Raw genomic sequence first — 13,484 nt, 5'->3', positions numbered from 1 at the left:
ATCAGTCAAAAAATTATCGACTGACACTCCGCTTTCGCGAGCAAGCCCGCTCCCACAGGGGGATCCGGGTTGAACCTGAAATTTTCTGTTTCGCGGAGTTTTTGCCCCTATGAAGCACACCGTCATCCTTGTCGTGCTCGACGGCCTCAACTACGAGGTCGCGCGTCACGCCATGGGGCATCTGCAGGCTTACGTTGGCGCAGGACGCGCCGCGCTCTACCAGTTGGAGTGCGAGCTGCCGGCCCTGTCCCGACCACTTTACGAATGCATCCTCACCGGTGTGCCGCCGATCGACAGCGGCATCGTCCACAACAACGTCTCGCGCCTGTCCAACCAGCGCAGCATCTATCACTACGCCCGCGATGCCGGCCTGAAAACCGCTGCCGCGGCGTACCACTGGGTCAGCGAGCTCTACAACCGCTCGCCGTTCGTGGCGGCACGGGATCGGCATACCGATGACCCGACGCTACCGATCCAGCACGGCCACTTCTACTGGAACGATCACTACCCGGATTCGCACCTGTTCGCCGACGCCGAAAACCTGCGCCTGCGCCACGCCCCGGATTTTCTGCTGATCCATCCGATGAACATCGACGACGCCGGGCACAAGCACGGCCTCGACACCCCGCAATACCGCAACAGCGCACGCAGCGCCGACATCATCCTTGCCGACTACCTGCAAGACTGGCTCGACGCCGGTTGCCAGGTGCTGGTGACCGCCGACCATGGCATGAACAACGACCGCTCGCACAACGGCCTGCTGCCGGAAGAGCGCCAGGTACCGCTGTTCGTGATCGGTGATGCGTTCAGCCTGAACAGCGAAGCTGCACCCAAGCAGACCGACATCTGCGGCACCGTGTGCGAACTGCTCGGCGTGCCCCACGACAAACCTGTGTGCCGGGAGTTGCTCAAGTGAACTCAATGACTCGCGGCAAATGGCTGGCCGCCCTGTGCCTGGTGCCTTTCGCGCTGTTCTTTATCGTGTTCGAAATCGCCCCGCTGATCTGGGTGATGATCAACAGTCTGCAATCGGAAGAGTTCGGCTGGGGCTTCGCCAACTTCAGTAAGATCTTCAATTCGAAGTTCTATTTGCAGGCGATCCGGTACAGCCTCGAAATCAGTTTCTGGTCGAGTGTGTTCGGGATCATCATCGCGGTGCTGGGTGCGTATTCTCTGCGCCGGGTCGATTCGAAACTGCGCAACTTCGTCAACGCCTTCGCCAACATGACCAGCAACTTCGCCGGCGTACCGCTGGCGTTTGCATTCATCATCCTGCTCGGCTTCAACGGCAGCATCACCATCATGTTGAAGCAGGCCGGGATCATCGAGGACTTCAACCTGTATTCGAAAACCGGGCTGATCATCCTCTACACCTACTTCCAGATTCCACTCGGCGTCTTGCTGCTGTACCCGGCATTCGACGCCCTGCGTGAAGACTGGCGCGAATCCGCCGCACTGCTCGGCGCCGACAGCTGGCAGTTCTGGCGCCACATCGGTCTGCCGGTACTGACCCCGGCCCTGCTCGGCACCTTCGTGATCCTGCTGGCCAACGCCCTCGGCGCCTACGCCACGGTCTACGCGCTGACCACCGGCAACTTCAACGTACTGCCGATCCGGATTGCGGCGATGGTCTCCGGTGACATTTCCCTCGATCCGAACCTGGCCAGTGCCCTGGCCGTGGTGCTGGTGGCGCTGATGACCCTGGTGACCGTCGTGCATCAACTGCTGCTGAAGAGGAGCTACCATGTCTCGCGCTGAATCCGGACCGGCCGGCGTCTACCACCGCGCCGTGGTCTATCTGTTGTTCGCCATCCTGCTGCTGCCGCTGGTGGGCACGCTGGTCTATTCGATCGCCAGCAGTTGGTCGGCCACCATCCTGCCCAGCGGTTTCACCTTCAAGTGGTACATCCAGTTGTGGAGCGATCCGCGCTTTCTGCACGCCTTCGGCCAGTCGCTGCTGGTGTGCGTCGGCGCGCTGATCCTGTCGGTGGTGCTGATCCTGCCGCTGCTGTTCGTGGTGCATTACCACTTCCCGAAACTCGATGCACTGATGAACATCCTGATCCTGCTGCCCTTCGCGGTGCCGCCGGTGGTGTCGTCGGTGGGGCTGTTGCAGCTCTACGGTTCCGGGCCGTTTGCGATGGTCGGCACGCCGTGGATCCTGATCGGTTGCTACTTCACCGTGGCGCTGCCGTTCATGTACCGGGCGATCACCAACAACCTGCAAGCGATCAACCTGCGCGACCTGATGGACGCTGCCCAACTGCTCGGGGCCAGCACCTTTCAGGCAGCCTTCCTGGTGGTGCTGCCGAACCTGCGCAAAGGTCTGATGGTCGCGTTGCTGCTGTCGTTCTCGTTCCTGTTCGGTGAGTTCGTGTTCGCCAACATCCTGGTCGGCACCCGCTACGAGACCCTGCAGGTCTACCTCAACAACATGCGCAACAGCAGCGGCCACTTCACCAGCGCGCTGGTGATCTCCTACTTCTTTTTCGTGCTGGTCCTGACCTGGGTCGCCAACATCTTGAACAAGGACAAAAGCGAATGAGCTATGTCAGCGTCCAACACCTGCAAAAAAACTACGCCGGCACCACGGTGTTCAGCGACATCAACTGCGAAATCCAGAAGGGTGAATTCGTCACCCTGCTCGGCCCGTCCGGCTGCGGCAAATCCACCCTGCTGCGTTGCATCGCCGGGCTGACGCCGGTGGATGGCGGCCAGATTCTGCTCGATGGCGTCGACATCGTGCCGCTCACCCCGCAGAAACGCGGGATCGGCATGGTGTTCCAGAGCTACGCGCTGTTCCCAAACATGACCGTCGAACAAAACGTCGCCTTCGGCTTGCGCATGCAAAAGGTCAACACCGACGACAGCCACAAGCGAGTTGCCGAGGTGTTGAAACTGGTTGAACTCAACGATTTCGCCAGTCGCTATCCGCATCAGTTGTCCGGCGGTCAATGCCAGCGTGTCGCCCTCGCCCGCTCACTGGTGACCCGTCCGCGTCTGTTGCTGCTGGATGAACCGCTGTCGGCCCTCGATGCAAGGATTCGCAAACACCTGCGCGAACAGATCCGTCAGATCCAGCGCGAACTCGGCCTGACCACGATTTTCGTCACACACGATCAGGAAGAAGCCCTGACCATGTCTGACCGGATTTTCCTGATGAATCAGGGAAAGATCGTACAAAGCGGCGATGCCGAAACCCTCTACACCGCGCCGGTCGACGTGTTCGCCGCCGGCTTCATCGGCAACTACAACCTGCTGGATGCCGAGAGTGCGTCGAAGCTGTTGCAGCGGCCGATCAGCCACCGCATCGCGATTCGCCCGGAGGCCATCGAGCTGAGCCTCAACGGAGAACCCGATGCGCAAATCCGCAGCCACAGCCTGCTGGGCAACGTGATCCGCTACCGCGTTGAAGCCCGAGGCGTGGAACTGGTGGTGGATGTGCTCAACCGTTCGGCGGCGGATCTGCATCCCGACGGTCAGCGCCTGTCACTTTTCATCGATTCCACCGCCCTGTGTGAGGTAGCCTGATGACTTTGCTGAAACCCAAGAGGGAACTGAACTGATGGCCCTGGCAATTTTTGATCTGGACGACACCCTGATCCACGGCGACTGCGCCACCCTCTGGTGCGAGCAGATGGGGCGCCTGGGCTGGGTCGATCCCGAGTCGTTCATGCGCAGGAACAACGAGCTGATGGACGCCTACAGCCATGGCAAGTTGCGCATGGAAGACTACATGGACTTCAGCCTTGAACCGATGATCGGACGTACCCCTGAGGAAGTCGAGCATCTGGTCGGGCCGTGGGTTGAAGACTTCATCGAGCCGATCATCTTCAGCGACGCCACCAAGACCATCGCCGCTCACCGTAAGGCCGGCGACCGGATTCTGGTGATCTCGGCCTCGGGCACGCACCTGGTCAAACCCATCGCCGAGCGGCTGGGCATCGACGAGGTCCTGGCAATCGAGCTGGAAGTGGCGCACGGCGTCTACAGCGGCCACACCGTGGGCACCCTGACCTACCGCGAAGGCAAGATCACCCGTCTGCTGGAATGGCTGGATGCCGAAGAGGAAAACCTTGAGGGCGCGAGTTTCTATTCCGACTCACGCAATGATCTGCCGCTGCTGTTGAAAGTGGATTACCCACATGTGGTCAACCCGGATCCGGTGTTGCTGGCAGAGGCCGAGAAATCCGGCTGGCCGATCCACCTCTGGAAGTAAGCAATTGTCTTGTGGGAGCAGACCTGCTCCCACAAGCATCGATGATCAGCTCAGGCTTTCGTCGATCACCAGCACCAGCTTCCCTGCTACGGTGTTGCTCGCAAGCTCCGCAAACGCAGCCTCGGCATCCTTGATCGGGAACGCCTTGGCCAGTTGCGGCTTCAGGCGCCCTTCGGAAAACAGCGGCCACACGTGCTGGCTCAGATCGCTGAACAGATCGGCCTTGAACTGATCGTCACGGCTGCGCAGGGTCGAACCCAGCAGTTGCACGCGCTTGGCCAGCACCTGGGCCAGATCCAGTTTTGCCTCGCGGCCGCCCATCAGACCAATCAGCACCCAGCGTCCGTCCTGCGCCATCAGCTTGAGGTTCAACGCCGAATAGTTGCCGCCCACCGGATCCAGGATCACATCGAACGGCCCGAAATCCCGCAGACTTTCCAGGTCGTCGGTGCGAACCACCCCGCCCTGGGCACCCAACGATTCGCAATAGACCAACCGCTCAGCCGAGCCGACGCTGACCCAGCAGGGATTGCCGAAAGCCTTGCACAGTTGAATCGCGGCTGAGCCGATACCACTGGCTCCGGCGTGCAGAAGAACTTTCTCACCCGGTTTGAGCGCAGCGAGTTGAAACACATTCAGCCAGACGGTCGCGTACACCTCGGGCAACGCCGCCGCTTCAATCAGCGACACGCTTTCCGGAACCGGCAGCACATGCCGTCCGTCGACGACCACTTCTTCGGCCATCCCGCCCCCGGCCAGCAAGGCGCAGACCCGGTCACCGACCTGCCAGGACGAGCCTGCGCCGACCTCGCTGATCACCCCGGAACACTCAAGACCCAGCACCTGGCTGGCACCTGGAGGGGGTGGATAAAGTCCGGCTTTCTGTAATAAATCCGCGCGATTGAGGCCCGCTGCCGCCACCCGGATGCGAACTTGTCCTACATCGCATGTAGGACTTGGTTCATCAACCCATGCCACTTGACCTTCAACGCCTTGCAATGCCTTCACAGTGCCTCCATAGTGAGTCTGGACTGAGCCCGAAGCTGTAGCGCCGGGCTTTTTGCATTATGCGACCGGCCCTGGGGTCTGAACGAACGCTGAACAGCAGTTATCGTACAGAGCGTAGCGGTACCGGCGACTTCAAAGACGGCCTAATATGCGTTATCAATTGTCCCCGCGTCGAATCAGCATGAAGCATCTGCTCCCCAGCACCGCCCTCGCTCTTTTCATCGGTATCGGTCTGTTGCCGGTGTCGGGCACCACATTCGCAGCCAACAGCTGGGACAAGTTACAGCCTGATCGCGACGAAGTGATCGCCAGTCTGAACGTCGTCGAGTTGCTCAAGCGTCATCACTACAGCAAGCCGCCGCTCGACGATGCGCGCTCGGTGATCATCTACGACAGCTACATCAAGCTGCTCGACCCGTCGCGCAGCTATTTCATGGCCAGCGACATCGCCGAATTCGACAAGTGGAAGACCCAGTTCGACGACTTCCTCAAGAGCGGCGACCTCAACGCCGGGTTCACCATCTACAAGCGCTACCTGGACCGCGTGAAGGCGCGTCTGGACTTCGCCCTTGCCGAGCTGAACAAAGGCGTCGACAAGATGGACTTCACCACCAGGGAAACCTTGCTGATCGATCGCAAGGATGCTCCGTGGCTCAAGTCCACCGCCGAGCTCGATGACCTGTGGCGCAAACGCGTCAAGGACGAAGTGCTGCGGCAGAAGATCGCCGGCAAAGAGCCGAAGCAGATCCAGGAAACCCTGACCAAGCGCTACAAGAATCAACTGGCGCGTCTGGACCAGACCCGCGCCGAAGACATCTTCCAGGCGTACATCAACACCTTCGCCATGTCTTACGATCCGCACACCAACTATCTGTCGCCGGATAACGCGGAGAACTTCGACATCAACATGAGCCTGTCCCTCGAGGGCATCGGCGCCGTGTTGCAGAGCGACAATGACCAGGTGAAAGTCGTGCGTCTGGTGCCGGCAGGCCCGGCCGACAAGACCAAGCAGGTTGCTCCGGCCGACAAGATCATCGGCGTTGCCCAGGGCAACAAAGAGATGGTTGACGTGGTCGGCTGGCGTCTGGACGAAGTGGTCAAGCTGATCCGTGGCCCGAAAGGCACCGTGGTGCGTCTGGAAGTCATCCCGGCCAGCAATGCGCCGAACGATCAGACCAGCAAGATCGTGCCGATCACCCGTGAAGCGGTGAAGCTCGAAGACCAGGCCGTGAAGAAGTCCGTGCTGAACCTGAAACAGGACGGCAAGGACTACAAGCTCGGCGTGATCGAGATTCCGGCGTTCTATCTCGACTTCAAGGCCTTCCGTGCCGGCGATCCGGACTACAAGAGCACCACCCGTGACGTCAAGAAGCTGCTGACCGAACTGCAGAAAGAGAAAGTCGACGGCGTGGTCATCGACCTGCGCAACAACGGCGGCGGTTCCCTGCAGGAAGCCACCGAGCTGACCAGCCTGTTCATCGACAAGGGCCCTACCGTGCTCGTGCGTAACGCCGATGGCCGGGTCGATGTACTTGAAGATGAAAACCCGGGCGCCTTCTACAAAGGCCCGATGGCGCTGCTGGTCAACCGCCTGTCCGCCTCGGCTTCGGAGATTTTCGCCGGCGCCATGCAGGACTATCACCGCGCGCTGATCATCGGGGGCCAGACCTTCGGCAAAGGCACCGTGCAGACCATCCAGCCGCTGAATCATGGCGAGCTGAAACTGACCCTGGCCAAGTTCTACCGGGTTTCCGGCCAGAGCACCCAGCATCAGGGCGTACTGCCGGACATCGATTACCCGTCGATCATCGACACCAAGGAAATCGGCGAAAGCGCCCTGCCGGAAGCCATGCCGTGGGACACCATCCGCGCAGCGATCAAACCGGCGAGCGATCCGTTCAAGCCGTACCTGGCCCAGCTCAAGTCCGAGCATGACAGCCGTTCCGCCAAGGACGCGGAGTTCGTGTTCATCCGCGACAAGCTGGCCCTGGCGCAGAAGCTGCTGGAAGAAAAAACCGTCAGCCTCAATGAAGCCGAACGCCGTGCCCAGCACGCCGACATCGACGCCAAGCAACTGGCGATGGAGAACATCCGTCGCAAGGCCAAAGGCGAAGAACCGCTCAAAGAGCTGAAGAAAGAAGACGACGACGCCCTGGCCGCCGCCGAGCCGGACAAGGTCAAACCGGAAGACGACGCCTACCTGAGCGAGACCGGGCGAGTGCTGCTGGATTACTTGAAGCTGAGCAACCAGGTCGCAAAGAAGTAAGGTGATGGCAATTTAATGCTGACGATCCCCGGATCGTCATCAAACAGTCATCATTCTGTCGTGCAATAAAGGACTGGGCGCTGTTCTCTTCATCGAGAACGCTCCCAGTCCTTTTTTATCGCCAGAGATTGCCATGACCACGACCGAACAGCTGAGTGCCTTGAGCTCGATCCTGACTCAAAGCGGATTACACAGCCTGTTCCAGCCGATCATTTGCCTCTCCGAACGGCGCATTCTCGGCTACGAAGCCCTGACCCGTGGCCCGTCCAACAGCCCGCTGCACTCCCCCATCGCCCTGTTCGCCGTGGCCCGTCAGGCCGGGCGCTTGAGCGAACTGGAAATCGCCTGCCGCCAGAGTGCCTGTCGTCGTTTCAACGAAAAGCAATTGCCGGGCAAGCTGTTTCTCAACGTCTCTCCGGAATCCTTGCTTGAAGCCGCGCACCAGCCGGGGCGCACGCTGCAGTTGCTTCAGGATTTTGGTATTCCGCCGAGCCAGGTGGTGATCGAACTCACCGAACAGACGCCGATCGATGATTTCCAGTTGCTGCAAACCGCACTGCATCACTATCGGGCGATGGGATTTTCAATTGCCCTCGATGATCTTGGGGCCGGTTATTCGAGCCTGCGCCTGTGGTCCGAGCTGCGGCCGGATTACGTGAAGATCGACCGGCACTTCATCGACGGCATTCATCAGGACGCCTTGAAGCGAGAGTTCGTCGGATCGATTCTGCAAATTGCCAAGGCCTCGCGTGCGCAGGTAATCGCCGAAGGCATCGAGCTGCCGGAAGAACTGGCAGTGCTGACCGAGATGGGGGTGGATCTGGTGCAGGGCTACCTGCTCGGACGCCCTCAGGAACACCCGCCGCGCGATGCCCGGGCCTTGATGCCCAAGCACGACAGCAGCGCCGTTGCGCTGAACGATGAAGGCAGCGATCTCAGCGCCCTGCTCAACGATCAACCCGCCGTGAATCGCGACACACCGACCGCCACCGTACTGGAGGCTTTCCGCCGCCAGGCCAACCTGAACTCGCTGGCGGTGCTCGATGAACAGGGTCAGCCGTGCGGCATCGTTCATCGTCACTCGTTGTCCGATGCGCTGCTCAAACCGTTCGCCACCGACCTGTTCGCCCGCAAACCGATCAGCCGCCTGATGAACGACGACTTCCTCGCCGTGGAAATGAGCCAGTCGCTGCAACAGGTCAGCCGCCTGATCACCAGCCGCGCCCGGCAACGCATCGAAGAGGATTTCATCATCACCCTCAACGGCAGCTACCTGGGCCTGGGGCGGGTGATTGATGTGCTCAAACTGATTACCGAACTGAAAATCCAGCAGGCCCGCTATGCCAACCCGCTGACCTTGCTGCCGGGAAATGTGCCGATTCAGCAATGTTTGACGAGGTTGCTGCAACAGGGGCGCGAGTCGGTTATCTGCTATGTCGACATCGACAGCTTCAAACCCTTTAACGATATCTACGGGTATGGACGTGGGGATGAAGTGCTGCTGTGTCTGGCGCAATGCCTCAACGAACGCGTCGACCCGTCTCGCGACTTTGTCGGGCATATTGGAGGGGACGATTTTCTGTTGGTGCTCGGCCCGGAGGATTGGCGCAAACGGCTCAACCAGTTGCTGGATGATTTCCAGAGCCAATGCCGACGTTTCTACCGCCCCGAACACCTGGAAGCTGGGTGTTTTGTTGCGCCGAATCGCCAAGGGATTCGTCAGGAGTTTCCGTTGCTGTCATTGTCCATTGGCGTGGTGCATTTGCATCCTGAAGCGTGTGCGCAACTGGATGCGAGTCAGTTGGCAGAGATGGCTTCGCAGGCGAAGCATCATGCGAAGAATGTTCCGGGGTATAGCGTGCATGTTATCGACAGCATAAGCGCGCTACCTTTTAACGAGGCGCTCGTTTCAGGTCATCGCTGATGTAAAGGCTCGATAACTACCATGTGGACCGATCCTCACCAGCGGCATTCGCAAGATCCTCACGCCAAATTTCCTTCGCAAGCCTGTAGAGATCTTGGAAGAAACCGCGTGGATCCTCTAGAGAGTACCATTCCCCTCGTGGCCAACTTGTTGCTTCGTATTCATCGATCTCGAATAGTTCTTGAAAGTGATAATTTTTTTCCAAGAGCAGCAATTTCAAACTTTCAACTAGCACTAGCTTATGCCTATAGGAAAGGTATGGCAGATTAAGACAATACTTCCTGATAAGAAGCTCTCTATCAACAGAATCATTAGGATTGTAAACCTCGAGTTCCGCACCTCGAGTTTCCTCCCGATCATAAACGTCGAAAACGCCTATAAACCACATCAAATCCGGTTCAAACTCTTCATTTAAATATGGATCTTTCAACATCACTTCACCACGGCTGGAAGCGTGGCGAACTGGCTTTGGTTAAATACATTAGCTCCCACAATTCTCACCATCATTATAAAAACCAAATAAAACAGCCAATCCACCAAAAACCCAAAATATATAAAAACCTCAAGCCTAGAATGTAATTCTATAAATCTTTAACTTTACCTATCTCAGCCTGATATAAGGAAAGACATTCTAGCAACACGCGCATAAAGCCACGCCCATCGACTATCTCGTCAGAAAATAAAAAACTCCTCCTTTCCAAAACCTCAACAAATGTTTCTCCCCTTTCCAAATAATAGGAAATCGTATCAATTATCCAACATCTATCCGATTCAGAGTACCCAACAAATTCCGGTTTCAGAACAGCATCAAAAACCCTAATCATATCAGAAGAGTCATTTACATCAGCCAGACATATTAGTTCTTCAACGGCCCCTTCATGAGGATAGTCAATGTCAAAAACAAATAGAAAGCCAGGCAAAATTGAAAGTTTTGGATTAGGTTTCATTTGATATCAATCCACATAAGCTGTTATAGCCTCACCATGACTATCGAGTATAACAACAGTTCTTGTTGGCTCTATATATTCCACTTGCTTCCCCCTATACCCCTCTCCTACCTTTCTTCCCATTTCCACTGGGAGCGATGAGAGCGATAGACTCCCAGTCCGTCGGAAAATTAATTTAGCACGATTAATTGCATTCAATTGATCCCTATGACTCATAAATTTAGTTGCAGCTCGCGGAATGCTTGGCTCCATAAGCTTAGTTTTTTTATTTAGTTTCATCTCAACTTTACCCGTAGTAGGGTTTTTAGCATATAGCAGACGTTCTTGCTGCGAAGCAAGAGTGGTTTGGGCGCCATGTTTTTGTAAAAAGTGAGATTTTTTGTTAGCGCTCTCCATTTGTTTCAACTCTTTTAATGCAATATTTTCTGCTAACTCATCAATCCTCGCCCGCCGCTCCTGCGCCGTCATCTTCGGCAGCGCTGGCTCACCCTCATCAACAACTGAACCACCCACCCCATCCGGCACCGGACAGCCCGGCTTGTTCGGCGGCGGACAATTGGAGGTCAACCCCAACGGATCCACCCACCCCGTCGGATTCGGCACGTACTGGTACTGGTTCAGTCCACCCGCCAGCTTCACCGGATCCGGCGTCAGATACCGTCCCACGTCCGAGTCGTAATACCGGTGCCGGTTGTAATGCAGCCCGCTTTCGTCATCGAAGTACTGCCCCTGAAAGCGCAGTGGCTGGTTCAGGTAGTCCTCGGTCGCCAGTTCCAGTGAGGTGACCTTGCCGTAGGCGCTGTATTTGGCCGACCAGACGATGTCGCCGCTGTAGTCGGTCAGTTCCTGCGGGGTGCCGAGGTGGTCGAGTTGGTAGTAGAACGGGCAGGCGCGTTTCGGGCCTTTGCCGTCGAGCATGACCAATGGGCGGAAGGTGCCGGGTTCGTAGATGAAGCTGCGGTGTTGTTCTTTACTGCTTTCGGCGATCAGGTGGTCGCCTTGCCAGAAAAACTCGGTGGTCTGGCCATTGACGGTCTTGCGGATGCGCCGGCCGAAGGCGTCGTACTGGTAGCTGGCGCTGGTGCCGTCGGGGCGGGTCAGGCCGATCAGGCGGTGCTGGCTGTCGTAGCGGTATTCGGTGACAAGTTGTTGCGCGCGGCCGCGGCGTTCGCGGATCAGGTTGCCGAAGGCGTCGTAGTCGTAATGACGGTCGCCCTGCATCAGCAGGCGATTGCCCTTGATCTGTGCCGGCCCCGGACGGTCCTGCATCAGCAGGTTGCCGGCCGGGTCGTGGGCGAAGTTTTCCGGCAGGTCGTCGCGGGTGTGGCGCACGCTGGCCAGACGGTCGAGGGCGTCGTAGTAATAGCTACGTTGACCGTGACGGCTGTCGGCGATAGATGCGAGGTTGCCATTGACCGCGTAACTGTAGTGGCGCAGGTACAGCGCGCGGTCATGTTGATGAACAGAATGAACCCGCAACCGGCCCTGTTCGTCGTAGGCATATTCGCTGAGCAGCAGGCCTTGTTGACGTTGCTGTTCGCGGCCGTGCTGGTAGACGTGGCGGGTCAGCAAGGCGCCGTTGAGGTCGATCGCGGTCAGCGCGCCGCCCTTGGCGTAGTGGTAGTCGAGCTTGCTGTTGTCCGGCAGACGCATGCGAGTGAGTTGGCCGCAGGCGTCGTAGGTGTAACGCAAGGTGCCCCAGCCCTGATGCTCGCGCACCAGCCGGTCCTGCAGGTCGTATTCGAAGGCCAGCGGGTGATCCTGGCCGTCATCCACGCCGACCAGCCGACCGAGGCGGTCATAGCGGTAGCTGACCTCGACCCCGTCCGGCAAGGTCTTGAGCAGCAATCGCCCGGCGCTGTCGCGCTGGTAAGTGGTGACCAGCGTCGAGCCGTCGTCGCCGTACTCGGTCTTTTCCAGCAGGTGGCCGTTGCGGTCGTAGACATACGCCGTACGCCGGCCATCGAAGCCGGTTTCCTGTCGGATCAGTCCGGTAGGCGTGTAGTCCAGCCGGTACTTTTCGCCGGACTCGTTCTCGATTTCCGTCAGCAGCAGCTGCGCATGGTCGTAGCGGTACTGCAGCCGCGTGCCGTCGGGGTTGATCCGCCGGCTGACCAAATGCAGGTCGTCGTCATATTCGTAGCGGGTGATGCGCCCCAGTTCATCGCGTTCGGCGGTGATCTGGCCGTAGGCGCTGTAGGACCAGGCGCGGGTGGCGCCATTCGGCGAGGTGGTCTGGATCAGCCGGCCAACGGCGTCCCAGGCATGACGGGTGACCGCGCCATGTTCGTCCTGCGCCGTAATCCGCCGCCCCAAGGCATCGTAGGAAAACTTGCGAACCCCGCCGTCCGGCAGACTCTCCTCGACCAACTGGCCCAGGTCGTTCCACATGAACACATGGCGACCACTGTCCGGATAACGGACCGACAGCAACCGCCCCTGCGCGTCGTAGTGGTAATGGGTGACGTGGCCATCCGGGTCGACCGCTTCGGTGATATCACCCTGGGCATTGCGCCGGTACGTCCACACCGCATCGCCACGCGAACGGCTGTGCAGGAAACCGTTGCGGTACTCGTAGGTCGTCGGCGCATCGTCCGGCGGAATCAGCGCGATCAGCCGCCCGGCGTCGTCATAGCGGTATTCGGTGACCGCGCCCAGCGCATCCTGCTCGGCAATCAGCCGGCCCTGCGCGTCGTAGGCCTTGAGCTGTTCGCCACCATCGGCGGCGACCTGACGCACCAGCCGCGCCGTATCGTCGTGGACGTAGGTTTCTTCAGTGCCGTCGACGTACTGCACCGTGACACTGCCGGCGTCATCCCAGACGTAACGCGTATCCATCTGCGAAAACGACGCCCAGTGCCGCACGCAACGCGCTGCCTTGCCGGCACGCTCCCACTCCCAGAAGAAGCTCGCGCCGCCGGCCAGCTGCCGTTGCAGGATGACGTGCTGGTCGTCGTAGTCGTAACGCTCAGTCTCGCCGACCGCGTTCGACGCCTCGATCAATCGATGGCGGGCATCAAAGCGGTAGCTGGCCAGCGTTTGCTCGGTGCGCCAGACCGCATCGCGCCAAACCTGATAATCGACCGCAACCAGATGCGCTCGCTCATAGCGCAGCAACAA

General features: G+C 58.8%; 11 protein-coding genes. 7 read left to right on the top strand and 4 right to left on the bottom strand.

Annotation, left to right across the window (positions count from 1 at the left end; all coding sequences use genetic code 11):
* The first annotated feature begins 109 nt into the window (after positions 1 to 109).
* From ACTJK9_RS28960 to ACTJK9_RS28940, 5 genes are read left to right on the top strand one after another with little or no spacing between them, the layout of a single operon-like run.
* Positions 110 to 916, top strand: a complete 807-nt coding sequence (locus tag ACTJK9_RS28960; protein WP_221399073.1) for an alkaline phosphatase family protein — start codon at positions 110 to 112, stop codon at positions 914 to 916.
* Positions 917 to 921: 5 nt separating this feature from the next.
* Positions 922 to 1,758, top strand: coding sequence for an ABC transporter permease (locus tag ACTJK9_RS28955; RefSeq protein ID WP_172829520.1), 837 nt, complete (start codon positions 922 to 924; stop codon positions 1,756 to 1,758).
* Positions 1,745 to 2,545 (top strand): ABC transporter permease, encoded by an 801-nt coding sequence (locus tag ACTJK9_RS28950; RefSeq protein ID WP_085613509.1) that lies wholly within the window; start codon positions 1,745 to 1,747, stop codon positions 2,543 to 2,545. The genes ACTJK9_RS28955 and ACTJK9_RS28950 overlap by 14 nt, the downstream gene beginning before the upstream one ends.
* A complete protein-coding gene (locus ACTJK9_RS28945; RefSeq protein ID WP_440817765.1) occupies positions 2,542 to 3,531 on the top strand; it encodes an ABC transporter ATP-binding protein in 990 nt (329 codons plus the stop codon). The genes ACTJK9_RS28950 and ACTJK9_RS28945 overlap by 4 nt, the downstream gene beginning before the upstream one ends.
* A gap of 34 nt (positions 3,532 to 3,565) precedes the next feature.
* On the top strand, positions 3,566 to 4,219 hold the full coding sequence (locus ACTJK9_RS28940) for an HAD family hydrolase (protein WP_085613511.1): 654 nt from the start codon (positions 3,566 to 3,568) through the stop codon (positions 4,217 to 4,219).
* A 45-nt stretch (positions 4,220 to 4,264) separates the two neighbouring features.
* On the opposite strand, the gene ACTJK9_RS28935 is transcribed toward ACTJK9_RS28940, so the two are convergent.
* Complete coding sequence (locus ACTJK9_RS28935) at positions 4,265 to 5,227, bottom strand: zinc-binding dehydrogenase (RefSeq protein ID WP_440817761.1); 963 nt, start codon at positions 5,225 to 5,227, stop codon at positions 4,265 to 4,267.
* Between the two features lie 181 nt (positions 5,228 to 5,408).
* On the opposite strand from ACTJK9_RS28935, the gene ACTJK9_RS28930 reads away from it, so the two are divergent.
* Positions 5,409 to 7,493: a carboxy terminal-processing peptidase gene (locus ACTJK9_RS28930; protein ID WP_166742345.1), complete on the top strand. Its 2,085-nt coding sequence runs from the start codon at positions 5,409 to 5,411 to the stop codon at positions 7,491 to 7,493.
* Positions 7,494 to 7,626: 133 nt separating this feature from the next.
* Entirely contained in the window at positions 7,627 to 9,417 is a 1,791-nt protein-coding gene (locus ACTJK9_RS28925; RefSeq protein WP_440817757.1) for a bifunctional diguanylate cyclase/phosphodiesterase, read from the top strand.
* A 16-nt stretch (positions 9,418 to 9,433) separates the two neighbouring features.
* On the opposite strand, the gene ACTJK9_RS28920 is transcribed toward ACTJK9_RS28925, so the two are convergent.
* From ACTJK9_RS28920 to ACTJK9_RS28910, 3 genes are all read right to left on the bottom strand, one after another.
* On the bottom strand, positions 9,434 to 9,850 hold the full coding sequence (locus tag ACTJK9_RS28920) for a hypothetical protein (RefSeq protein ID WP_178076504.1): 417 nt from the start codon (positions 9,848 to 9,850) through the stop codon (positions 9,434 to 9,436).
* Between the two features lie 148 nt (positions 9,851 to 9,998).
* Complete coding sequence (locus tag ACTJK9_RS28915) at positions 9,999 to 10,364, bottom strand: hypothetical protein (RefSeq protein WP_440817754.1); 366 nt, start codon at positions 10,362 to 10,364, stop codon at positions 9,999 to 10,001.
* Positions 10,365 to 10,370: 6 nt separating this feature from the next.
* Positions 10,371 to 13,484 (bottom strand): RHS repeat-associated core domain-containing protein (locus ACTJK9_RS28910; RefSeq protein ID WP_440817752.1); only part of this gene is annotated, 3,114 nt, incomplete at its 5' end.

Source organism: Pseudomonas sp. 22082 (assembly GCF_052046055.1).
GTDB classification, from domain to species: Bacteria; Pseudomonadota; Gammaproteobacteria; order Pseudomonadales; family Pseudomonadaceae; genus Aquipseudomonas; species Aquipseudomonas pharyngis.
Note: the sequence above shows the minus strand (reverse complement) of the source record. Positions and strands in the feature narration are given on the sequence as shown.